This window comes from Paenibacillus sp. J22P143 (assembly GCF_059692035.1).
This window is the reverse complement of sequence record NZ_JCAUAQ010000005.1, coordinates 110,014-134,617: the sequence shown is the minus strand read 5'-3', so window position 1 is coordinate 134,617 and position 24,604 is coordinate 110,014. Positions and strand designations below refer to the sequence as shown.

General features: G+C 43.8%; 21 protein-coding genes. 16 read left to right on the top strand and 5 right to left on the bottom strand.

All coding sequences use genetic code 11. The annotated features are described in order from the left end of the window. Positions 1 to 140: 140 nt before the first annotated feature. The 8 genes from AC58PQ_RS11550 to AC58PQ_RS11515 all read left to right on the top strand — a co-directional run bounded on the left by AC58PQ_RS11550 (position 141) and on the right by AC58PQ_RS11515 (position 7,490). Entirely contained in the window at positions 141 to 452 is a 312-nt protein-coding gene (locus AC58PQ_RS11550) for a hypothetical protein (protein ID WP_497242087.1), read from the top strand. Between the two features lie 69 nt (positions 453 to 521). Beyond that, positions 522 to 2,327: a site-specific DNA-methyltransferase gene (locus tag AC58PQ_RS11545; RefSeq protein ID WP_497242086.1), complete on the top strand. Its 1,806-nt coding sequence runs from the start codon at positions 522 to 524 to the stop codon at positions 2,325 to 2,327. A 197-nt stretch (positions 2,328 to 2,524) separates the two neighbouring features. Further along, entirely contained in the window at positions 2,525 to 3,298 is a 774-nt protein-coding gene (locus AC58PQ_RS11540) for a hypothetical protein (protein ID WP_497242085.1), read from the top strand. Continuing rightward, positions 3,282 to 3,866 carry a hypothetical protein gene (locus AC58PQ_RS11535; protein WP_497242084.1) on the top strand — a complete coding sequence of 195 codons (585 nt, stop codon included), beginning with the start codon at positions 3,282 to 3,284 and terminating at the stop codon, positions 3,864 to 3,866. Before AC58PQ_RS11540 ends, AC58PQ_RS11535 begins: the two co-directional genes overlap by 17 nt. 205 nt (positions 3,867 to 4,071) lie before the next feature. Beyond that, a complete protein-coding gene (locus tag AC58PQ_RS11530) occupies positions 4,072 to 4,842 on the top strand; it encodes an NUDIX domain-containing protein (RefSeq protein WP_497242083.1) in 771 nt (256 codons plus the stop codon). Positions 4,843 to 4,921: 79 nt separating this feature from the next. After that, positions 4,922 to 5,587, top strand: a complete 666-nt coding sequence (pnuC, locus tag AC58PQ_RS11525; protein ID WP_497242082.1) for a nicotinamide riboside transporter PnuC — start codon at positions 4,922 to 4,924, stop codon at positions 5,585 to 5,587. Continuing rightward, a complete protein-coding gene (locus AC58PQ_RS11520; RefSeq protein ID WP_497242081.1) occupies positions 5,563 to 6,606 on the top strand; it encodes an AAA family ATPase in 1,044 nt (347 codons plus the stop codon). Before pnuC ends, AC58PQ_RS11520 begins: the two co-directional genes overlap by 25 nt. Further along, the gene (locus AC58PQ_RS11515; protein ID WP_497242080.1) at positions 6,606 to 7,490 is read left to right on the top strand and encodes an ADP-ribosylglycohydrolase family protein; all 885 of its coding nucleotides are present in this window, start codon (positions 6,606 to 6,608) and stop codon (positions 7,488 to 7,490) included. The genes AC58PQ_RS11520 and AC58PQ_RS11515 overlap by 1 nt, the downstream gene beginning before the upstream one ends. A gap of 193 nt (positions 7,491 to 7,683) precedes the next feature. Here AC58PQ_RS11515 and AC58PQ_RS11510 read toward each other — a convergent pair whose 3' ends face one another. The 4 genes from AC58PQ_RS11510 to AC58PQ_RS11495 all read right to left on the bottom strand — a co-directional run bounded on the left by AC58PQ_RS11510 (position 7,684) and on the right by AC58PQ_RS11495 (position 11,696). Further along, positions 7,684 to 8,916 carry an ATP-binding protein gene (locus AC58PQ_RS11510; RefSeq protein ID WP_497242079.1) on the bottom strand — a complete coding sequence of 411 codons (1,233 nt, stop codon included), beginning with the start codon at positions 8,914 to 8,916 and terminating at the stop codon, positions 7,684 to 7,686. 418 nt (positions 8,917 to 9,334) lie between these two features. After that, on the bottom strand, positions 9,335 to 9,535 hold the full coding sequence (locus AC58PQ_RS11505) for a hypothetical protein (protein ID WP_497242201.1): 201 nt from the start codon (positions 9,533 to 9,535) through the stop codon (positions 9,335 to 9,337). A gap of 51 nt (positions 9,536 to 9,586) precedes the next feature. Further along, a complete protein-coding gene (locus AC58PQ_RS11500; protein WP_497242078.1) occupies positions 9,587 to 10,399 on the bottom strand; it encodes a WYL domain-containing protein in 813 nt (270 codons plus the stop codon). Further along, positions 10,386 to 11,696, bottom strand: a complete 1,311-nt coding sequence (locus tag AC58PQ_RS11495; protein ID WP_497242077.1) for a helix-turn-helix transcriptional regulator — start codon at positions 11,694 to 11,696, stop codon at positions 10,386 to 10,388. Before AC58PQ_RS11495 ends, AC58PQ_RS11500 begins: the two co-directional genes overlap by 14 nt. Before the next feature lie 208 nt (positions 11,697 to 11,904). Between AC58PQ_RS11495 and AC58PQ_RS11490 the strand changes: the two genes are divergently transcribed. The 8 genes from AC58PQ_RS11490 (at position 11,905) to AC58PQ_RS11455 (ending at position 23,745) form a co-directional block, all read left to right on the top strand. Next, on the top strand, positions 11,905 to 12,687 hold the full coding sequence (locus AC58PQ_RS11490) for a nucleotidyltransferase domain-containing protein (protein ID WP_497242076.1): 783 nt from the start codon (positions 11,905 to 11,907) through the stop codon (positions 12,685 to 12,687). A gap of 10 nt (positions 12,688 to 12,697) precedes the next feature. Then, a complete protein-coding gene (locus AC58PQ_RS11485) occupies positions 12,698 to 14,281 on the top strand; it encodes a limonene hydroxylase (RefSeq protein WP_497242075.1) in 1,584 nt (527 codons plus the stop codon). A 28-nt stretch (positions 14,282 to 14,309) separates the two neighbouring features. Next, entirely contained in the window at positions 14,310 to 15,536 is a 1,227-nt protein-coding gene (locus AC58PQ_RS11480) for an RtcB family protein (RefSeq protein WP_497242074.1), read from the top strand. Between the two features lie 109 nt (positions 15,537 to 15,645). Next, on the top strand, positions 15,646 to 17,235 hold the full coding sequence (locus tag AC58PQ_RS11475) for an AMP-binding protein (protein ID WP_497242073.1): 1,590 nt from the start codon (positions 15,646 to 15,648) through the stop codon (positions 17,233 to 17,235). A 492-nt stretch (positions 17,236 to 17,727) separates the two neighbouring features. Next, the gene (locus AC58PQ_RS11470) at positions 17,728 to 19,035 is read left to right on the top strand and encodes a plastocyanin/azurin family copper-binding protein (RefSeq protein WP_497242072.1); all 1,308 of its coding nucleotides are present in this window, start codon (positions 17,728 to 17,730) and stop codon (positions 19,033 to 19,035) included. A gap of 73 nt (positions 19,036 to 19,108) precedes the next feature. Continuing rightward, the gene (locus AC58PQ_RS11465; RefSeq protein ID WP_497242071.1) at positions 19,109 to 20,851 is read left to right on the top strand and encodes a stalk domain-containing protein; all 1,743 of its coding nucleotides are present in this window, start codon (positions 19,109 to 19,111) and stop codon (positions 20,849 to 20,851) included. 32 nt (positions 20,852 to 20,883) lie between these two features. After that, positions 20,884 to 21,942: a DUF4198 domain-containing protein gene (locus AC58PQ_RS11460; RefSeq protein ID WP_497242070.1), complete on the top strand. Its 1,059-nt coding sequence runs from the start codon at positions 20,884 to 20,886 to the stop codon at positions 21,940 to 21,942. Positions 21,943 to 22,026: 84 nt separating this feature from the next. Further along, entirely contained in the window at positions 22,027 to 23,745 is a 1,719-nt protein-coding gene (locus tag AC58PQ_RS11455) for a copper resistance CopC/CopD family protein (RefSeq protein WP_497242069.1), read from the top strand. Between the two features lie 102 nt (positions 23,746 to 23,847). On the opposite strand, the gene AC58PQ_RS11450 is transcribed toward AC58PQ_RS11455, so the two are convergent. Continuing rightward, a complete protein-coding gene (locus tag AC58PQ_RS11450; protein ID WP_497242068.1) occupies positions 23,848 to 24,567 on the bottom strand; it encodes a GntR family transcriptional regulator in 720 nt (239 codons plus the stop codon). Between the last annotated feature and the right edge of the window lie 37 nt (positions 24,568 to 24,604).

The window sequence follows — 24,604 nt, the reverse complement described above, 5'->3', positions numbered from 1 at the left end:
CGAAAACAAACATGAACACCAATGGGTTGAAGAATTGTCTCTTAGGAACTATATTAAATGACGTATGGTCGTAATAGGCAGAGTTATATTTGGTCAGTGAATGAGGTTGGAATGGAAGAACATTAACAAAGGAGCACCCTATGGATCCGAAAGTCAAACAAGCTTTAGAGATTGCACTTTACAACTGGCAGTCAATGACCACGTATCAAAGCGATGAGAAGGAAGCTGTTGCAGATCAATTTCAATCTTCGTTCTATGTATTCATTGACGCGGTCCGCGATTGGGTACTCCGTCAAAACACCGTGCCTCTAACATTGGATGATATGCTTGAAATCGATATGATTCAAGCTATATTCGACCTGCTTCCTGCTCCATTGCATCTGAATTTCGAGACCGAAATAGAATTAATTATCGATCGTGTTGAACGTGTTGATGAAGATAAATACGATTAATGACAAGAAAAATCCAGCTCAGCCCATGTCACACTAAATAAAATTGACTAAGGAACTGGAGGTAAAGCCATGAACCAACTGACCATGAAATCAACTGATTTGACTCAAGTAAATATAGATAAACTTGCTGATCTGTTCCCTAACGTCATTACCGAGGCAAAAGATGAATATGGAAAGCTCAAACGAGCAGTCGATTTTGACTTACTAAAGCAGGAGCTATCTGATTTTCTAGTTGAAGGTGACAAAGAACGATATCAATTGACTTGGCCGGGCAAGAAAGAAGCCATTCTCAAAGCGAATAAGTCTATTAATAAGACATTGAGGCCTGTAAAAACAGAAAGCATCGACTGGGAAGGTACTCAAAATCTCTATATTGAAGGTGACAATTCAGACGTATTGAAGCTTTTACAGGAATCTTACATAAACAAAGTTAAATGTATGTATATTGATCCGCCATACAATACTGGCAAAGATTTTACCTATAAAGATGATTTCAAGGAATCGGTGGATGAATATTTAGCAAAATCGGGACAGGTCAGTGAAACAGGGATTCGATTGCTTCAGAATACGGAGACTAACGGTAGGTTTCATAGTGACTGGTTATCTGAAATGTATCCAAAGCTAAAACTAGCAAGAAATTTGCTTAGAGAAGATGGCGCTATCTTTATCAGTATCGACGACAATGAGATGCATAACTTGAGAAAGGTATGTGATGAGATATTCGGGGGTGAAAACTTTGTTGCCTCCATTGTCTGGCAAAGGGCATTTGCTCCCAAAAATGATGCTAAATACTTTTCAGTTAGCCATGACTATATCCTTGTATATGCCCGCAATATTGATAATTTCAATATTAAACTATTAACAAGATCAGCAGAAACCAATAGTAGATATAAGAACCGCGATGGAGATCCCAGAGGTGCATGGGCTCCTGATAATCTAACCGTTAAAACCTATTCTGAAAATTATAATTATGCAATAACAACGCCAAGTGGTAGAGAGATTTATCCTACTAATGGAAGGTGTTGGTTTACCTCAAAAGAAAAAATGAAGAAACTAATGGATGATAATCGAATCTGGTTTGGGAAATCGGGTAGCAATACACCTCGATTAAAAAGATTTCTAAGCGAGGTTCAGGACGGGATGGTACCACTGACCATATGGTTGCATCAAGAGGTCGGACATAATCAAGAGGGCAGGCAAGAGGTTAAAAGGTTATTTGATAATAAAGGCTATTTTGATGGGCCTAAACCGACACGCTTATTAAAGAAGATTCTGCAGATTTCGAATTGCAAGAATGACGACATCATATTGGATTTCTTCTCCGGTTCTGCAACAACAGCTGACGCGGTCATGCAGTTGAATGCTGAAGATGATGGCAATCGCAGATTTATTATGGTGCAATTACCAGAAGCTATAGATGAACAGTCGGAAGCATTTAAAGATGGGTATAGAAACATCTGTGATATTGGCAAAGAACGAATTCGTCGTGCCGCCAAGAAAATTAATGAAGAAACCAAGGCATCGATTGACTATGGTTTTCGGGTTTATCGCTTGGATGATTTAGCTTCCAACATGAAAGACGACCGTACAGGTGAGGACTTGCTGATCCAGGTGATGCTAAGATGCGGCTTGGAACTGCCGTTGCCAATGGAAGCAAGAAACATGGAAGGCATGACCGTCCATTACGTTGCGGGTAATTCTTTAATCGCTTGTTTCGATGAAGAGGTATCCGAATCAGTCATGAAGAAGATTGCAGAGGATCGACCTCTTCGTGTTGTATTTCGTGGAAGCACATTCAGGGACGATTTTGCCCGAAATAACGTGGAAGAATTGTTCAAAATGCTCTCTCCACATACAGAAATTCAAGTGCTCTAAATAATAAGGCTAAGGAAAAAAAGTGAATGTAAAACGAAGTCGAATAAATATTACAAAATATTATTTGTCCTGAGAACATACATTCCATGACAAATAGATGACTCACTCCTATGATTTAATGGTAGTAATGATTTTACTATAATGAGTTTACACGGAGGCATTCATGAATATGTGGTCCAAATCAAGGAGGTGTTCGGATGCTCGCTGAAATCCACAATAAAATTTCCCGTTCTGGAAGCAATCTATCTGACCGGCTCGAGGATCAATTAACGGGCGATTTCTTTGGTGCTATTCGATATTTACCAATGGAGATGGGGCTTCACTCTGCTTTGTCCAAGGTCCAATTTATTTCGGATGGTGCAGCAATGAAGTGGAAACACGCTTTCGAAAACACCATTGGTTATGATTATGAGATAGATTTTTGGCGGAGGCATACGGAAGGTGAAATCGATCTGATCGTGAATTTGCCCGATACTATGATTGGTATTGAGGTGAAGTATAGAAGTGGTCTATCTTCAGACGATGAGGATCTTGAGGAATCCGTTGATCCCGAGGAAAGTAGACATCAACTCATTCGGTATTCACGTATGCTTGAAGATATAGGCGGCACAAAAAGTAAATATTTGATATTTCTAGCGCCATTTCAAATGATGAATTCCGTGCGGAAATCGATCGTGGATCGTTCTTTGCATATGGCTAGTGTGAATCTTGGATTCGTACCTTGGGAGGATGTTCTTGAATCAATAGAGAGCATTAGCCTTGAGTCCCTGGATCAGGGGCAACAGATAATTATTAGGGATTTGATAGCTTTATTGATAAAGAAAGAATTCTCGCGTTTCTCAGGCTTTTCCAAGGACGCATTAGCACCCATCACCAACGAAGTATACCAATTCAACAGCTTATCGCATAAGCGTATGTCGTGGCCAACCCAAGCCGTTAATCAGGAGGATGCGTATGTCTTTACAAATTAGCAAATCCAAAGGTGAAAATATTACCACAGCTGTTACCGTATTGAAAGAAACCTATAAGAGTTTAAACACATTATTCCATGAAATGGATCGGATTGCTGAAGAGGAAGGTTTTACAACGATAACGCCCAAATTTCTCAGATGGAAGTCTGACTCGGATTACGATGGCTGGTTAACGAATAACTTCATCAAGTTGTATCAAGTCTCAGGTAATTCCGTAATTCCCCACATGCAAGAACTGCAAGATGCAGATTTGTTTGGGGTGGAGGTTGATTTAGACGGAGAAGAATACCCTCAGATAGCCCTAACTAGATATACGTTTGACTATGCATGCTGGACCAGAATGCCTGCCATCTCCGACCATTGGCTCTTTTATCATCCTTTTCGTGATGATAAAAGCTTTGATATTGATGAATGTGATGGAATTTGGAAGAGTAAGCCTTACGCCAAATCTATAAAGAAATACTGGGGGATCCAGCGCGCTGTTAGTAGATCAATTCCACTTTTAGATGTGGATTCTTCTGAAGCTGTTCGCTCGCAGATCTTTCAGGAATTGTTGTTGTTGCCTTAGAGGAGTTCATGTGGAGTGAATTTTAGTTGGAATAATGATAAGACGACTTTGGGGTCGTCTTTTTGATTGTTTTCTAACTCACCTTGATGGTAAAGTGATCTCACAAGGTAGGGGAAATTTTATTTGAGCCACTTGACATCTCCGACAAACATGTCATAATGATAATATCAAATCAACAATATAAGTTTTGAAAGCAGGTGCCACAATGGACGCTAACGACAATCAATCCAACTACACTTCCCGTAGATATCGGACACCAGATGGCGCACCTAGTGACATCGTCATCTTTACCATTACCTCAACAGAGAAGAACACGACCAAAAAAGCGCTGCCCATTCGGGAACTGCAGGTGCTGCTGATTCAAAGAAAGCAATGGCCGTTTGAGGGACAATGGGCTTTACCTGGCGGGTTTTGCAAAGAGACAGAGAGTATGTATGAATGTGCTCGGCGGGAGCTTCAAGAGGAGACTGGCGTTGCTGATGTTCATATGGAATACCTTAACGTCTACAGTACACCCGGACGTGATCCAAGAGGTTGGATCATCTCTCACGTCTTCTTCGCCTTAGTTCACGAGAGGTGGTTGGCTGAAAGGCGCGCCGACACGGATGCGTCTGATGTGCGCTTATTTACTGTCGAGGAGGCCCTTGGGCTCGAGTTGGCTTTTGATCATAGGGAGATTTTGGCGGATGCTTTGCATCAAATTCAGACAAAGATGCTCACAACGACGATTGCCAAGGAGTTTCTTCCTGAAGAGTTCACCATTGGTGAACTGTATCAGGTGATCCAAACGGTAGCTCCGAATTTTGAGGAGAGTAACTTCATCCGCAAAATCACATCTACGCAAAGCCGCAAAGGCATTATTGAAGAAGCGGTGGATCGTAACGGGGAGCGAAAGCTTTCGAATCGCTACTCGCAGAGAGCAGCACAGTTATACCGGTTTACAGATCTGACGCCACAGCTGTCCATTTACAGCTAGGCGCTTCTCTTTTAACTTTTGATAATGTCATATTGAAGGTATTGTTCGCTGAGGGTTTAGACATAAGGAGGCGTTTTATATGATAAAAGTATGGTCATTACTGGCATTATTTATCTTTATGGTTGCCATTGCTATCTACACGTCATCTACGGCTATTGAAATCGTTGCGACTACGACAGGCTTATTGTGTGTATGGTTGACAGCTAAAGAACATATATGGGCATGGCCGATTGGTCTGGTCAATGTTGGTTGTTTCTTCTTCATGTTTTGGGAAGCCAAACTTTATGCGGATACGATGTTACAGGTACTTTTTTTCCTATTAAGTGTGTATGGTTGGATCATTTGGTTGACGAAAAGAGAAGGCACGAAGGTTCGCCCCACTCGCCAAATAACACCTCGGCTTATGTTCATTTTAAGCATATTGGGTGTGGTTGTGACCCTGCTCTGGGGCTATGTGCTACAAACGTACACGGATGCCTCGATCCCATATGCAGATGCTCTCATTGCCACACTTAGCATCATAGCGCAGTATTTACTCTCATCTAAAATACTAGAGAACTGGCTCATCTGGATTGCCGTCGACGTGATGTCGGTAGCCATGTATGCATATAAAGATTTGTACGCTGTAGCCTTCTTGTACCTTATTTTCTTGTTTATCGCCATTGCTGGTTATGTCGGATGGAAAAGAGACATACAACTCGTAGATCGGAGGCAGCCACGATGTTACAACACAGAACAGGCCTGACACTTGGGAAGTTCGCGCCGCTGCATGCGGGTCATCAATTCATGATGGAGACAGCGATCAAGGAAATGGATGAAGTGATCGTTGTCATCTACGATTGTCCCGAAACGACGGATATTCCTTTGCGAGTCCGTTCTAACTGGATTCGAACCCTCTATCCGCAGGTGCAGGTTATCGAAGCATGGGATGGTCCCCTTGAAATAGGAGATACGCCTGAAATTAAAAGCATGCATGAAGCCTATATACTGCGGAAGCTGGAGGGGCGGAAGATCACACACTTTTACTCCAGTGAGTTTTATGGAGATCACATGAGTGTGGCTTTGGGGGCGGAGAATCGTCAGGTCGATCCTGATCGGCACGCATTTCCGGTGTCTGGTACCCAAGTGCGGGATAAACCTTTTGACCATAGAAGGTTCCTGAGTCCGGTAGTTTATAAGGATATGATTGCAAAAGTTGTATTTCTTGGCGCTCCTTCAACTGGCAAATCGACACTTGTCGCTTATATGGCGGAACAGATGAATACCGTCTGGATGACGGAGTATGGCCGAGAATATTGGGAGAAAAACCAAGTGGACCGAAGATTATCGTTAGAGCAGCTGGAGGAGATTGCGGAGGGACATTTGGAAAGGGAAGAGCTTCTAATGAGCGAAGCACGAGATGTTCTCTTGGTCGATACCAATGCGATTACAACCTATATGTTCTCACACTACTATCACGGCAAGGCAACGCCGCGTTTAACTCAAATGGCAGTGAATGCAGCGTCACGGTATGATCTTGTTTTTGTATGCGATACGGATATTCCCTACGCGGATACGTGGGATCGCTCAGGAGAGGTACAGAGATTTGTGTTCCAGAAGCAGATTGTTGCCGATCTCCAAATGAGACAAATCCCCTATTTCCTGATAAAAGGCACTCTTGAAGAGAGAGAAGCAAGTGTAAGTAAGATTTTGAAGCAATATCGTAAATATCGTAGTTGGAGTGAATGTTTCATGACGCGTACAGCAAACGGTGGGAGGGAGTAATGAGTATGAATGAACACGACTTGTTGGATAAAATCAAAGGTGGATTGTATGGCGTAGCCGTAGGCGATGCTTTGGGTGGCACAACTGAATTCATGAGTGTCAGGGAAATTCAAGCGAGATACGGATATTTAACGGAGATTATTGGCGGGGGCGCTTGGCGATTAGAGCCAGGTGAAGTGACGGACGACACGATGATGACGTTGTGTGTAGCTGAGGGTATATTGGAGAATCCAAGGGATCCGCTAGAGGCTATTGGGGTTCAGTTTATGAATTGGTATCAATCGAGGCCCAAAGATATCGGCAACACGATCAGGCACACTTTTGAAAATTACGAAGGGAATTGGTTCGAGGCTGCCTATATAACGGATCTCGATTGGGGGCAGAGTGGGGGAAATGGCTCCTTAATGCGTTGCTTGCCAGTAGCGTTGGCGTATACGGACTTAGATGAGATCGAGCGCATATCCCATATGCAATCGAAGATGACCCACTATGATGAGAGGTGCAACCAAGCTTGTATCATCTATAATCGCATTGCTTTTCGACTGCTTCAGGGAGCAGACTTGAAAGCCGTGATCCAGCAGGAGCTGATCGGAACAGAGTATGAAGGTATGCTCACATCTGAGCCGAATTGCAAAGCAAGCGGGTTTGTCGTTCATACGTTTCGTTGGGTGCTCCACATATTGCTGGAAGCTTCCGACTTTAGTGAAGTTGTACAACGAGCAGCCAATTTAGGTGATGACTCCGACACGATTGGCGCCATTGCCGGTGGGTTGGCGGGCATTTATTATGGCTATGAGCAGATACCTGCTAAATATGCGGAGGCGATTTTGATTAGGGATCGGTTGGATGAGGTTGCGGAGCGGTTGGTTGGGGTTCGGGGATAAGCGCAGCGAAAACACAAAACGGGCTTACGAAAAGGACATGAATGATTTCTTTGTAACGATGACTGGAAGTGAAGCTTAATGTTATCAATACAAAAAAGAGAGTGGTGTCTTCCACCCATTCTCCATTAGCTTCAACCGCGAACATCCAATTCAACTGGATTCATAAACCGAGGTAAAATATGAGTTTGCTTGTTCATCCAACGACGGCGCGGTACTGAACCGTAATCGTTACGGTTGTCCCGACTCCCAATTCACTCTCATACTTGATCTGTCCATGCATACTTTTAATAATGCTGAACGCTAGGGCTGTCCCAATGCCGGTTCCCACTTCTTTTGTCGTAAAAAATAAGGTGCCGATTCTAGAAGTTTGCTCCTTCGTCATACCTTTTCCATTGTCCATAATGACGATTTGGGCGTAATGATCGTGACCAGTCAAGCAAATGGAGACCATACCTTCCGATGGTGTCGCTTCTACGGCATTTTTGATTACATTAATTAAAGCTTGCTGCAGTTGCCCTCGATCGGTTTCGATCACGATGTCATCTTGAAGATTCGAGCTTAGCACTACCCCATTGTTGGTCGCCATTGGTGTATAAAGCGAAATTACATTGTCGACAAGGTCAGTCAGTGAGAAGGATTCTACCTTTGTCAGCTTAGGTTTGGCAAAAAATAAGTAGTCTTTAATAATGGCTTCCGTTCTCTCCAGCTCACCCATTGCAATGTCCAAATAATTTGCATTTTTCCCGTTTTGATGTGGACGCATCATTTGAAGGAACCCTTTAACGACCGTTAAGGGATTACGGACTTCATGTGCCATGGAAGCTGCGAGCTGCCCTAATGTTTTCAGATTCTCGTTTTGCTGAATTTCCTGCTTCATCACAATCCGTTCATGGAATACTTCGAATATCATCGCAGAGAAATAACATGCCAAAACTTGGAAAAAACCAAACGAAATCATGCTGCTCATAGGGATTTGGTTGAATAAGATAACCCAGAAGCCCAGAAGCACAAGAAAAGGAATGAACGATATCATTAGCGTTCCACGCATGCGGTATTTGCCGGTTAACCCGACAATTTTTCTAGATGCAAACAAAATAAACACGAAGACCAATGTGATATAGATGTATCCAACTATTAGCGCAGGGCCGCCCAAATAGGTACGGTTCGCTATAATGAACAAGTAGATTACTGCCCCTGCAGTTGGCCCACCGTAAATCGTAGAAATCATGAGAGGAACATATCTTAAATCCCAGTAATAATGCTCGATTTGATATGAAAAAAGCATACAAAGTATAGACGATAATCCTTGGAACAAGCCTATGCCGAATGAAGACCGCACAAATCGCCATTTTTCACCGATCGCTGTAAGAATAAGAGTTGGAGCAAGAACGATTAGAATGTTGAGAAACAATTTTTCGATTAGCATCAGCTCGCGTACACACCCTAAGATTGTAATTTACTCATTCAACTATTATTTCTACATAAATCACCATTTACCTGTATTTATGACCTTCATGCCAGAATTTTTTCTTATTTACGTCCTTCCTTTTAGTTTCCGATTAAGAGGATGGTAGCTCTCTTTTGCCGGCGGAATCTTACCTGAAGTAGATGGAGATGTTGCTCTCGACAATGGTGTGAAGTCACGATGAGTTAACAATGCGTGATATCACAAATTTGGGTCAAAAAATGTTTAATTGCGAGAAACATGAGGAAAAGCCCACTCATAACAATAAAGAGGGCACCTGCAATTGCAATCCATATATGCTTCTTCGTTCTCACAATTTTGTCTGTCTGTTCATGCTTTCTTACATCTAATTTTTTCATTTTTGATCACCATTCCTTGTCTAAATAGAATCGTGCTCCGCCAGCTTATTTAAATAAATATTGTAATTGTCATCATCAAAACAAACAAAGTAAATATGATCAACCGTTTGCTGTTCGGAGGTAATCGAATTCAAATGTACAATTACAGTCTCAAGCGCAATTTCGGCAGCAAGTTGTTTAGGGAAATGATAAATACCTGTACTGATATTTGGGAAAGCAATACTCTTAGCAGGATCGCTGTTCCCCCAGTAAACAAAATCTCACAAAGATAACTACTCACCAACCGAACTAACCCCATACCGCGCCAAAGCCTTCGTCGACGACTCCAACATACGTCTTTTCAAAAAGTCCCCCTCAATGACCCGAACGCGTTTCCCTAGAAAACGGATCTTGGAGAGGAGATACTCTATTTCGTCACCAAACAAGCAAATACGCACGCGGTACAGATCATTCTCCGAATCGAATTCAACGTCTTTCTCGAAGCTGGAGAGGGCGTAAAGGATACGCGACAATTCTCGGTTGTAATCACGAACGACTTCAAGGACGGCTTCGCCTTTCCGAGCGTCCAACGCATTTTTGATTTTCACGAGGATGCTCTCTGAATCCAATGTTTGCAATACCTCAGCAGCGACGGAAGCAACCTTATCCAGTTTGGTACGCATGAACATGTGATGTAGAAGGTGAAACCAGAGCAGGTACCATTCTCTTTTGACCATGGAGTATTCTAATTTATAGGGCATTCCCAATTGGTCCGCATGTAGGCGTCCACCTTTGATCTCATACGTAATACGGATTCCGCTCTTCTCGGTAATTAGCCTTCGTAAAACTCGCAGGAGCGGATGGTAGACTTGTTTCTCCCTACTGCGTGCTTTTTCAATGAGATGGTCGGAGGTATCCATGACCTGCTCTTTCCCTAGAATCGAGCGCAATTTACCCAACGTGTCAGGAGTGAAAGCTTCATCCGCCGCGGGATGGCTCAGCATCGTTTTCAGCCAGGCTCTTTCGTGTGAAGTGACCATGAACGTACCAGAATCCTCTAGCCTGGAAATAATTTGGTAATTAAAAATCTTCTCAAACAGATTCATAGTAAGCTTGAATCTCCTTCCATTCGGCGATCATTTCCCTGCGGAACTGAACAGGCTCGAGTATTTCACAGCTAGACCCGAAGCTGCGCAGCCATGGCTTAATTTCAGTTGTTCCGTTCACCGTGATCTCATAGATAAAAGAATGTTCATCCTCGGGCACAATTTGTCCCCACTGTCCTTGCAGCAATACGCGCTCCCTAACGAAGTTAGGTGCAGAACCTTCGGGATTGTAAAATCGGGCTCGAACCGTCACAGGTTGCCCCGTGTCAATCAGCCAGCTATACCGAATTTTCTCCTGAAGCTCGTTCGTTCTGATCGCAAAGACATCCTCAGCCACGGATTCATCTTCTTCGATCTGCGTAATCCCTTCCAAACGATACTTCCGAATTCCCTCTCTGCCATTTGAGAGGAGATACCATCGCCCGTATTGGTGATCGTAGACTACTTTCAGCGGGAGTGTTTTCTCCACTTTTCCGTTCGTATCCCGCTCGAATAGCGGGTTGGTGTTCTTTGAAGCGTAGCTTTTTTCAGACTTCGGTGAGAAATATAAGAAGCGAACCTTACGACAGCTGCGGATGGCACTCAGGATCGTGAACAAATGCGCTTCATCTAAGATACGGGAATAATAGTGATACTTATATAAAAAAGGCTCAATGGCATGCTTCTCGTCCTGTTGGCGTGTAAGATGCTTCTTCAAGCCATCTCGCAGCAAATAGCCTTGAACAGAGGGCACCTGCGTGTTCGCCATGACATCTACGAAATCATAGAGGTCATACAGCTCCTCGTCGGAGAGTTCATGGATCAAATCATTCTGAATCCGGTAACGATAAGGACGGGCGCCGGGTTGTCTTACAACAACACCAACTTCCTCCAAATACTTGAGATCGGAACGAATCGTCTTCTCATCTGGCAGAGATAAATCGGAAGACTGACTGGTGCAGATGATGTCTAACAGCTCCATGGCTGTCAAAGCTTGTTCGTTCATAGCGGTTAAAAGTAATGAGATTCTCTGAGATTCCGATTCCTTCAGGGACTTGGCCCGAAATAAGAATAACAGCATCGGATCCGTGGACTCGTAATAGCTGAAGCGAATCGTTTCGGCGAACTCCTTACGCTCCTCCTGCGGTAAGTGCTGGTAGGTGGAGCTCACGATCTCTTTTAACCGTCGAATGGTCTTGTCAAAGGTATGGATAGAGATACCGAGTCTCTCTGAGAATTGCTGTCTATTGTAGGCGCCACTCGTTAGCACGAGCATGCGTAGAAACTGTATCTCTTTATCAAAGCTTTCTTTAGCCACGGGGATCCTCCGTTCAAACTACATCCTATTTCCATTGTAACAGGGGATGGATTTGGGCGAAATGGAAAACTTTCTCTGTGGTCGTAATACTTTTGCCATGTTCGCCCCGTTAGAAATGAGCGAAAATTGGTACATAAGGCTTTGTATTTGGAAGGAATTAACAACCTGTGGTTGAATACATACATGTAAACAAAGGAGGTAAAACCTCATGTCCGATGTTCATCAACAAATCCTAGAAGAATTGAAACGCATTGAAAAGGAAGAAAATGTTCGTATCTTATACGCCTGTGAATCGGGTAGTCGAGCGTGGGGCTTCCCGTCCAAAGATAGCGATTACGACGTAAGATTTATATACATTAGGCCAGTAGACTGGTACCTATCGATTTTTGAGAAACGCGATGTCATCGAACGGCCGATCAGCGATATGCTGGATATCAACGGTTGGGATTTGAAGAAGGCTTTAAATTTGTTTCGCAAGTCGAATCCGCCATTACTAGAGTGGCTACAGTCTCCAATACCGTATAGGGAGAACTTCTCGATAGCTGATCAAATCCGTCACATTTCACCTTTAACCTTCTCGCCAAAATCTTGTATGCATCACTACCTGCACATGGCGAAAGGGAATTACCGGGAATACTTGCAAGGTGATCATGTCAAAATCAAAAAGTATTTCTATGTCCTGCGCCCGATCTTGGCCTGTGAATGGATTGAGCGAAATAACACAATGCCGCCTATGGAGTTTCAAGAACTTGTCGACAGTTTAGTGCCAGAGGGCAGTCAACTAAAGGCGGCTATTCAAGAGCTGCTTGCTCGTAAAATAGCAGGTGACGAGATGGATTATGAGCCAAGGATTCATCCGATTAATGAGTTTTTAGAGGCAAGAATAGCTTACTATGAACGAACGGCGTCCAGCATGCAGGTGGGCGAAAGTGGTCAGGATAGCCAGTTGGACGATTTATTCCGCTCGGCATTGAAGGAAGTATGGGGATAGGGTGAGATAAATGTTGAAATTTTTTGGTAAAGTAAAAAAGGCTCCATGGGTTGGGGAGACCTCAATTTACAGATATATTAAAGAGCAAGTAGAGACACAAGGGCAGTTAGTGGATGGATCTTTGCCCGATGATGAAGAATTTTGGTCAGGAAGCAAATTACGCTGGGTGGCTGGTGGTTTAGATGGCGCATTTGGACATCACTCTTCTAGTTCTAACAATTTAACCGATGAATTACGCGAGCTAATTCAATTGATAGCCAAGCAAACTAGAAAACCAAGCGATTCTACGCGAAAAGCTATTTACACAAAACTGATCAAGCAAGAGATTGGAAGTGTGATTGACGCTGTCTTGAACGAGTTACGCAAGCATCCAGGTATACAGCCAAATCAATTATTCCATGAAGCAAAATGGCTTGCGGAGAATGCAGGACATCGGAATGTTGTTAAATTTGGAATTTCGTTACTAGGTCTTTTTCAAAATGAACAAGTAAAGGAATTACTTGTTACACTTGGTAGGCATGACGAGTTTACTTTATATGCGGCAGTGGCTATTCAAAACGGGATGGAAGATGTCAGCAACCAAGTCCTCTTTGAGTTAGCAAAGTGTGTTAATGGCTGGGGGAAGATTCAACTTGTCGAGAGATTAGAGCCAAGTACGCAAGAGATTAAAGATTGGTTATTACGAAAAGGTTCCCAGAATAGCGTAATGAATGAGTATTTAGCATGTATTTGTGCTCGAAACGGAGATCTACACGAAGCACTCAAATCAGAGGCCGTGGATAGCGAATTGTTTGAAGGTGCAACCGATATTATTCAAGCACTGTTACATGGAGGTCCAGCTGAGGATATTAATGATTACGAGTATTCTCCGCAGGTAATTTCCGATTATTTAAAGCACGCATTGACGGAGTGTCGGACCTTAAAACAATTATCAGTAATTACAGAGATCCTTTCATTCCTGATGCGACCTGATAAGGAGTGGGAGCACCGGTGGTCAAATGGATGGACGAATCAAATACGAGAACAAGATGTGGAGACCTGTCGACTCATTATCTCTCATTCAAAATGGACTAGTATGATTTTGGGGAATATTATCTCGAGTGATTCTTCGGAAAGATATTATGGTGCACTTTGCGCTGCACAGCTTAGCGTGGACATATGGGATCTGCTCTACTCACAGCTTCCTGCTAATCCAATGCAACTTTCGAGTTATATGGAACTCATGAAATCGCAAGATCCAGATAGGATACTCAAGGTTGTGGAGTTCGCAGAAGCTCATTTACCTTTGCAACAAATCGCCACCGGTCCAAAGGATGAAATGGGATTGGGTCAAGAATATACCCCACACCGAATCCTTGGTAGTATTTTGCAGAGTTTAGATCGATATGAAGGAATTGGCAGAGAACTGATTATCGCAGGTCTTAACAGTCCAGTGAACAACAATAGAAATATGGCTCTTCAAGTACTGGAAGCATGGGAAAAAGGCTCATGGGGGGATAATGTAATTCAGGCGTTGACTCAGGTATCGAGTAGTGAACCAACTGATTCTATACAGGAACGTATACAAAAGCTTAAGGAAGTTAAAGATTTTTAACTGAAATTACTTACAGGAGCTGAACTACATGGCCTATCAAAATATAAACGGCGTACGCGTCTGGGGTCAACCCGATGAAGGCGCTTTGTCACAAGCGAAAACATGTTCAGAAACAGGAAGAGTTGTTCAAACTCTCCTGATGGCTGACCATCATAAAGGATATAGCCAGCCGATCGGCGGAGTTGTCGTATACGATGGTCAATTATCGCCATCCGGCGTAGGCTACGATATTGCTTGCGGCAATAAAGCCGTAAGAACTAACTTAATGGCAACGGATGTTAAGCCTCAGATCGCAGCCTTGATGGATCAAATTGCACGTAAAATTTCTTTCGGTATCGGGCGTGTAAACAATGAGAAGGTTGATCACGCGTTGTTCGATGACCCGGATTGGGATGTATATAAAGCAATTGGTAAACAAGAGCATGACAAATTAAAGGCACTAGCTCGGGATCAACTCGGTACAGTGGGCAGCGGGAATCATTTCGTGGATGTGTTTGAGGAAGTGAGCACGGGACGAGTGTGGGTGGCGAATCACTTTGGCAGCCGCGGGTTTGGTCATAAGACAGCGAGCGGTTTCATCAATTTGACTGCTGGCCGCGACTTTCTGGGTAACGCACCTGGCGAAAAGATGGATCAGCCGCCAATCCTCTTAGATTTGTCGAGCGAACTGGGCGACATGTATTACAGAGCCATGAAGCTAGCAGGACGGTATGCGTATGCGGGGCGAGATTATGTGATGGAGCAAGTGCTCGCTATTTTAGGAGCAGAAGCGGATTTCGCGGTGCATAATCACCACAATTTTGCGTGGAAAGAGATGCATAATGGTCAGGAGACCATAGTAGTTCGTAAAGGGGCTACGCCTTCTGCACCGGGGCAGCTTGGTTTTATCGGTGGCAGTATGTGTGATATCTCGGTGATCGTCAGAGGGAAAGATACCGATGAGAATAGGGACGCTTTCTACAGCACGGTGCATGGCGCCGGCAGGGTCATGAGTCGGACGCAGGCGGCAGGCAAAATGAACTGGAAAACCCGCACTAGAAGCGGCGGACAAATTTCACCAGATCGCATGATGGATGCGGTCAAAGATTACGGCGTTGAGCTCCGTGGAGCAGGAACGGACGAAAGTCCCTTTGTCTATCGGAAGCTGGAAGATGTGCTCCATGCGCATGAGGAGACGATTGAGGTTCTGCATGTGCTGAAGCCTATAGGTGTTTGTATGGCAGGAGCGGATGAGTTTGATCCGTATAAGGATTAAGATGGGAAGCCCTGAGAAATCAGGGCTTTTTAAAGCGTTAACGTACTGTCAGGAACTATCGGTTATGCTATACTAATAGATGCTAGTTTACGAGAGGAAGGCCTATTTCATGACATTCAATGACCGACACAATTCATTAAATAACCTAAAAACGATTGAGGCTAATTTCATTCGTTCCTTACAATCGAAATCTAACGTAAATCTCTACAACGAACTCATTGAAATTTCTAATAAAGTGGGGGCTAACACGAAAATAGTAGAAGATATCAGCGCTTCCATTTCGTATAAAAAACTAATTCTATCTATTAATGTGTTAAGTATCAAATTAAAATTGGTTTTGGCAAAAGAGCAACACATTGGTGTCTTTTTACCGAATGCTATCGGGAACATTGTTACGATTTTTTCGTTGTTTCGGATCGGGAAAACGCCGGCCATGCTCAATTTTTCAATGGGAGCTGAATCGCTAAATGATTGTTGTGAAACCGCTTCCATACAAACGATTTTAACCTCCAGGCTATTTATAGAGAAAGGCAATCTTCATGGCGTAATTGACCACCTTTCAGCAGGGTATCGTATTCTGTATTTAGAGGATATCCAGAAGGAAATTACGTTTGGCGATAAACTGAAGGGCTTGTTGCTGTATGTAACTGGGAAAAAAGCCTATTGTGAGGTAAACGAGATCATCCAGTTTACTTCAGGAACCGAAAGCAAACCGAAGGGCGTTGTGCTCAGTCATGACAACCTGTTTATTAATGCTAAGCAGGCACTTGCTGTGCTGGATATTAACAGCCAGGACAAAGTGTTCAATTCTTTACCCATGTTTCATTGTTTCGGTTTAATGCTGGTCATCCTGCCGGTGTTGACGGGATTACCGCTATATTTGTATCCAAGTCCGCTGCACTACAAGGAAATTCCTCAAATGGTGCGAAGAACGAAATCGACGATCATGTGCGGAACTTCCACGTTTTTGGAGGGGTATGCTACATACGCAGGGGATCAAGATTTTGCAAGTATGCGTTATGTGATTGCCGGAGGAGAGAAGCTTAAAGAAGAAGTTGCTGGACTATGGCACCATCGTTTCGGCATTACGATCCTAGAAGGATATGGCGTTACGGAGACATCGCCGATTTTATCGCTCAATACGCCTGAGGCTATTCGAAAAGGAACAGTTGGACGTTTTGTGCCTGGCGTCGAATTTAAGATTGTACCGGTTGAAGGTATAACAATGGGAGGCAACCTTCATGTAAAAGGTCCTAATGTCATGAAAGGGTATCTCATCCATGGAAAAGGTTATGTACCACTTGACGAATGGCATGATTGTGGAGACATAGCTTCCGTAGACGAAGACGGTTTTATAAGTATTCATTCAAGACTGAAGCGCTTTGCGAAAATTGGCGGCGAGATGGTATCGCTGAATCTGGTTGAGAAGCTGGCGATGGAATGCTTTAGTCATACAGGATTTTACGCGGTCAGCGTGCCCGCAGAGAAGAAAGGAGAGCATGTCATTTTGTACACGACCAAAGAAGATACCGATGAAAAGGTACTTCGAAAATACATTATTCAGCAAAAGCGCTCAGCTCTGCTGATTCCAGCTAAAATGACGTATACGCAATCCGTGCCCCTTCTTGGAAGCGGGAAAACGGACTATGTGACTTTTGCCGAAAAAGCGAAACAGTTGGTACCACGATCAGATCGATGACTGGACGACCGGCGGATACCATGTGACCAGCATGACGCCATCGGTTTATCAGATCGGAAGCTATCATCTGGAATTGATTCCTGAATAAGATGTAAAAGAAACCCGAAAGAGAGCACTTTAACAGTGCCGATCATTCGGGTTTCTTTGCATGGCGAGTGGGAATAACTCATGCAAATAAGTGATTAAAGTCAATTTTTTAGAGCGGAAAGCACGAAATGAAACGATTACAATTGGACTAAGGGATAGCGAAAGCGGCAATCTCAAATAAGTACTAAAGCGAGGGCATATGTAGAGGATTCACTTCTTTTTTTTATCAAAATTTTATGGAGATTTTGTAAGTTTTGACATACTAAACTATTGATTAAGTTGAGTGTGATCTGATACAATCTGTATCTGTAAGCGTAATCAATACGGAAATAATAAGTCTTCACAAGATCCGGTGTTATCCAACTATGGATTACATAATAATTATTTAGTGAGGAGAATTGTTGCATGCGCAAAAAGGTATTGGCTTTATTATTATCTTCTGCTTTAATGCTCACTTCGTTCGGAACTGCATTTGCGGCAGATAGTGCCGCCGCTCCACAAACGTGGAATGTTTCCGTAGGAAAGGAGCAAGATCAAACGTCTTTGGATTCGATGTTTCCGAAAGTCATTTATGTTCATGAAGGGGATACTGTTAAATTTACGGACGGTGCGAAGTTTACGCCGCACACGGTAACTTTTCTTGGAGGGGCAGCACCGATCAGTCCGGAAGATCCGAAAAATCTAGCGCCATCCGCTCCTAGTGGAAGCAAGTGGGATGGTAAAAGCTTGATCAACTCAGGTATTCTGACACCGGGTCAAGATTATTCGATTACATTTACGACAGCTGGGGCATATGGTTACGCTTGTATTCTGCATCCGCTGATGACGGGGACGGTTGTTGTTCTCCCAGCAGGTGCTGCAATTCCAAATCTAATCGAGCAAATGGCTGGTGTGAAGTCAGATGTAGATGATCTTCTGGCGCAAGTAGAGGCCTTGAAACACATGGATATGGACGATCATTACATGACCCATGCAGATGGCAGCACGATGTATATGGTGGATGCGGGGATGGGCCATCGCGGCTTCACGTTAAATACGATGATGCCAGAATTTCTATACATCAACGAGGGCGATTCCGTAGAATGGACGAACGACAACTTATACGAACCCCATTTCGTTACCTTTAATAAACCGGCTGATCTAAACTTTTTTGGTCCGATGGGGGATATGAATCCCGCATTTTTCGCTCCTGCTGGAGGAGATAAATTCGATGGCAGCGGGTTTACCAATTCTGGCATGATCATGGCACAAAAGTCCTACACACTGACATTTACCAAAGCTGGCAGCTATGTCTATGAATGTTACTTGCATTCAGGCGGCAAAATGACAGGTACGATTGTTGTTGCTCCAAAAGGTGCAGTTAAGCTTATGGTGAACGGCAAGCCATTCACCACAGCATCGGCACAGCTGTATCATAATCATGCGTATGCGGCGATTGTCCCCGTGATCGAAGCTTTAGGCGGGACTACGGTATGGAATGATGATCTGCATGCCGTGGTTGTAAACATCGGAGGCACACATGACCTGCCTGCACAGCTATTACCTGCACCAGGCGTTAAGCTTATCATCAACGGCAAACAGTTCTTCTCCGATCTTGCCCCACAAGTAATTGAGGGTCGCAGTTACGCTGCGATTCAAGACATGGTCAGCCTGCTTGGTGGCAGCTATAGCTGGAACGAAGCATTGAAATTAGCCACAGTTACAATTAAATAATTGATTATCCATGAAGGGTATGAGAGAAGCGTTGCTGCTTCTCTCATGCTTTTTACCAGGAGGACTGCAAGCGATGAATACGATAGGTTCGAATAGATGGCTGAGCCGAGCATGTCTCCCCTTCCTTTTCGCAGCGATTATTATGTTAACTGGCCTTCTATATTTCCAATCCCAGTTCGCTAAGGCTGAGGGTGCTGTGGCAGTTAAGAAGTTCCATTTGTATGCGACAGACGGCTATTTAACATTACCTGATCAAACGCAGGTGTATGTCTGGGGGTACAGTCTAAAGAACGAACAGGGAACTGCCGTATATCCTGCGCCAACTTTAGTTGTGAACGAAGGGGATCAGGTAGAAGTTACGTTAACCAACATCGGGCCGAAAAAAGCGGGCATAAAGCGGTTAGCACATACGATCCATTTCCATGGACTCGACACGGATCAAGCCAATGACGGGGTACCGCATACCTCAACAGATATTTTGGTGGGTGATAGCTTTACTTATCATTTTACGGCAGACCATGCAGGTACTTATTTTTATCACTGTCATGTGGATACCGTGGAACATTTGCAGATGGGCATGCATGGTGCATTTATTGTAAAGGCAAAGGGCGGGGCAAACCAAGCATGGACCGACGGCCCGGCCTATGACAAAGAATACACGTTTGTTATGAATGAAATTGATCCTGTTTGGCATAAAGCTGTTGAAACGGGCACCGCTTACGATCGTACCGATTTCCATCCCCGTTATTGGACAATCAACGGAAAGGCTTTTCCAGATACAGAAGCGGATCCAACAACCTTAATTGAGGGCAAAGTTGGAGAAACGATCCTAGTTCGTGTGATTAACTCGGGCTATCAGGCACATGCTTTGCATTTGCATGGGCATCATTTTCAAGTCATTGCTTCGGATGGGCGACCACTGCCGGCTTATATGGAAAAGGATACAATTAATGTCGGTTCCGCGGAACGGTACGACTTGCTAATCACCTTTACACAGGACGGCGATTTCCCTCTCCATAGTCACAATATCGTAGATAATACGAATAATGGTGTGTATCCGGGTGGATTGCATACGATGGTTAGCGTTGCTTCCGCTGCGAGTAAATCAATCGTTTTGCATGCCGGAGATGCGAATGTACAGGTGAACGGGCAATCAACGCAGTTGGATGTTCCCCCGCAATTGATCGACGATACGACATATGTCCCGCTAAGGTTTATCGGGAATCAGCTAGGAGCCGAGATTCGCTGGATCGATGAGGAGAAATCGGTTGTCTATACGACCAAAAATACTCGAATTCAACTATGGATTGATCGCAACAACGTAGTAATCAATGGCAAAGAACTTACAATGGATAAGCCTCCGATTAACCAAAATGGATACAGTATGGTTCCGCTTAGATTTGTCTCTGAGAACCTCGGAGCTAAAGTTAGATATGATCCAGCAACGGGGAATGTCACGCTCATATATGATCCGGATAAGCCTGAAATGAACATGCATGCGGGCATGAACATGGATATGGGCACACACTCGCAAACACCTGAGGATGCATCCGCTACAACACAATCAGGTGAGCAAATCGTGACGATCAATCAAGCAGCTTTTTCTATCAAGGAGCTTAAGGTAAAAGCAGGTACCAAAGTGACCTGGATCAACAAGGATACGCAAATTCATACCGTTACAGATCTTAACGTTCAATTTGAAAGCCGAAACATTATTCCAGGTGATAAATTTAGTTATACTTTTACTCGGGCTGGCACCTATACGTATTATTGTTCCACTCATCCAAGCATGCAAGCAACAGTAATCGTTGAATAACACTTTCTAATGTAATGGAGGATTTAATACGCATGCGTATGAAGAAAATAGGAGTCATCGCGCTTACCGCAGCGCTCACATTCAGTCTGGCGGCACAGGCGTTCGCCCATGATGGTTGGTCTCAAACTAACGCTCCAATTATGGCTCAGGGCGAAGTATCCTATGTGGAACTGCTGCTTGGCAATCACTCGAATGAGCATAAGAGTTATCGGATCGCTGGTCAGTGGAGCCCAGATACCTCCAAGGTATATGTAACGACCCCTGCAGGTAAAAAGGTAGATATTACAGCCACGCGCTTCTACACAGGCGAAGCAGCTACGGACAAAGAGCCAGCGGTTAACAATAGCTTTATCGCCACCTTCACATCATCTGTACCCGGAGCTTATATTATTACGGCTGAAGCAGACAGTATGAACACGACAGCGGCAAGCCGGTCCCTCCGAAGTGCCAAATCATTTGTGGCTATAAGCGACATTCCGACGCTCGACCGAGTGAAAGCATTGCGTGGCTTCGCTAAGCCTGTCAATCTTGACCGTGCTGAATTTGTACCGCAATTTAACCCAGCCGCTGTTACACCGAATGAAAGGGTTGCTGTCCAGCTTCTTATGAAAGGGAAACCAGTAGAGAATACGGAAGTATTTCTCATTCGTCGAAGCAATTCGGAGGCGGAAACCTTTCAAACAGATGCAAATGGTCTGATTACCTTCCAAACAGGGCCGGCAGATGACTATTTATTGAGAGCTTCCATTTCAACGGACGAAAGCAAAGCGGGTGAGTACTCCAAAGTAAATTATTCGCTAACGATGACATATAGGGTGCAGAAGGGTTCTGTTCATTTGCCCTTGGGTCAGGTAAATCCGATTCCTCATGTTTATGTGAATGGGAAATTAATTGAAGGGAAGGACATTTTCAACCAAGACGGTGTAACTTATGCTAATGCGTCGTTTCTGCAGGAACATGTGGATACAGCTTATAGCAAAGAGGGGCTAGTCGGACTTCGAACCGCTGCAGAAAGCTTGGGAGCAACCGTCGAATATTTGCCTGCAATAGGGGAATCTCGAGCAGCGGTTCTGATTTACACCAAGCTGTAGAACCACACAGACAGAGCCTGTCATTTCATATCATGCGGCTCTGTTTCTTCTAGAAGGAAGTGATGTTTATTGAGGTTCCCATGGATGAGACTTGCTGTATGCCTGATCGTTGTCTTGCTGGGGCTGCCCTCTCAAGTATGTGCTCATGCTAATATGGAGCGATCTACACCGTTGCAGGATGCCGTTCTGAAAGAATCACCTCCTGAAATCCGTATTCAGTTTACGGAAGGGATTAATTTGAAGCTGAGTCAAATTACAGTCGAGGATCGGAATGGGAAACTAATTGGCGGCAAGTTAAGTGCTGCAGACGATCGATGGTTAATCTATACAATCCCGAAGCTGGATGATGGAATCTATAAGGTGAAGTGGCAGGTCCTGTCTGCTGATACGCATGTGACTGAAGGCTCTTTCCGCTTCTCGGTTGCGGTTCCGATAAACAAAGAGAAGCCAAGTGAAACCATTTCACTCGAGACGGCCGTACCCTCATCAGAGCCAAGTGCAGCGCCTATTAAAGCGGAGTCAACGCCAGAGATAAAGCCCAAAGTAACGCCTGAAATAAAGCCCGAAGTAACGCCTGAAATAACGCTCGAAGTAACGCCCGAAGCAAAGCCTGAGATCGAGAAGTCTGCTCCTTCATCGCCTCAACCACAATCGAATCCCAAACAACCGGCAACGACTTTGCAAGTTGAGGCCCAGGAAAAGAAAGAGGAGATCATTAGCAGGACTACTTCAGCTATCACTGAAAATCTCATTCATTTGGACAATGTTAAGGATTCAACACCAGTTATCGAGAAGTCACCGGAATCCGAAGTAGGAAAGATGAAGGAGACTCCAGAGAGTGAAGTAGAGTTGGAGTCAAATGTACAGCATCCCGAAACTTGGCGAACTAGCATCTATCATCTACTGCGGATTGCAGAGGTGCTGGCAATGATTGGTCTCTCAGGTGCACTGTTTTTTAAATTTGTTAGTTGGGATTTTCCTCAGAAGGCTACAAGGGACATACGTTCGCGAAACAATGAGCGTCGGATATATGTCATCGCATTGATCCTTTTGTTTTTGTCGGGGGCTTTGCATGATTGGATGTTGGCGGACCAGTTGAGCGGAGGCGGTTTGAAAAGTGTTTGGAGTAACTTGCGAACAATCATAGCCTCAACGATGATCGGTATGACTTCGTGGATACGACCTGCTTTAGTAGGTTGGATGCTTGTATTAACCTTTGTCCCGACACGGGATGAACGCAGGATTTTCTTTTTGAAAGCTACATTAGCCATTCTACTCATTGTCACATTTCCGTTAACCGGACATGCTTATGCTTCTGTATCTGGAGTTGGGTATGGCGTTTTGACACACGGACTGCATATGATTGCCGCAGCTATATGGTTCGGAGGATTAACTGCTGTATTGGCTGCAACAAGTAAATGCGATCATACGCTCGATAATTTCACCGCATTGAACAAACTGATTGGACGATTTTCCTCAATTGCACTCCCGGCCATTGGTGTCGTATCCATTAGCGGAATTATACTTTCTTTGTACCGTCTACAAAGTTGGGAATCACTATTTCAGAGCGATTACGGCCAATTAGTGCTGGCTAAATCATCGACATTGGTAGTCATTATTGTGATTGCCAGCTTTCACCGACTGATACTAGTGCCTCAATTGAAAGCTATGATACTAGGGAATAAAGGTGCTGACACGATATTCAAAAGATTTGTATGGGGAGTTCGTCTGGAAATTGTGCTAGCTATCGTAACTTTTTTGCTTGCTGGCATGCTTTCAACAACAGCTCCTCCTGAAATGTGAAAAACTGAGGAAAACAAAGGGGAAGATAGGGGGAAGAGGGGGTTAAGTGAGAATTTATTCTCACTTAGCCCCCTTTTAGTTGTTGTTATATTGAAATAGGTATTAAAAATATCTTTCGATCGTGTAATTAGAGAAATCACCTCTAAAAATACCGAAGCTGTATTCGATTAGGGTATTGTCGGATGAATACGTGAAGGTCTTGACTTGGAGACATGGCGAGCCTTCTTTAATTTGAAGCAATTTGCTAGCTAATTTGTCCGCGAGCACAGGCTTCAATTGCTCGGTGGAACGGTGAAGCTTGATATCGTATCTCGTTCCAAGGAAGTCAAATAAAGATCCAGAGCCATCCGTATATTCATTCACTAATCCTGGCGCTAGACTCCAAGGAATATAGGTGCGTTCGTACAATACAGGTTCATCATCAGCATATCGTACGCGAAGCAATTGATTTAGCGGAGAGTTGCTAGGAATTTGAAAAAATTCATCAAACGGTGAATCGGAAGGAATTACTTTTGCTTCAAGAAGCTTATTGATAGGTTCTTTACCTTGCATAATCAAATCTTGGGCAAAACTGCGAGTTTGATTCAATTGCAGTTCTTTTCGTTTAACGAAGGTGCCCTTTCTTTGCGTACGCTCAAGAATGCCTTCAATTTCGAGCTCATTCAAAGCTAAACGAATGGTCGTGCGGCTAGCATTATATAGTTCGCATAGATCAGACTCGGTAGGAAGCTTGTCACCAACATTATAGATGCCTGTTTGAATTTGCTTAAGAAGTTGTTCTTTTATATTAAAGTACAAAGAATTTTTATGTCGTTTTGTCACTACAAATTCTCCCTATCTCAGATTAGTTAAACAAAGT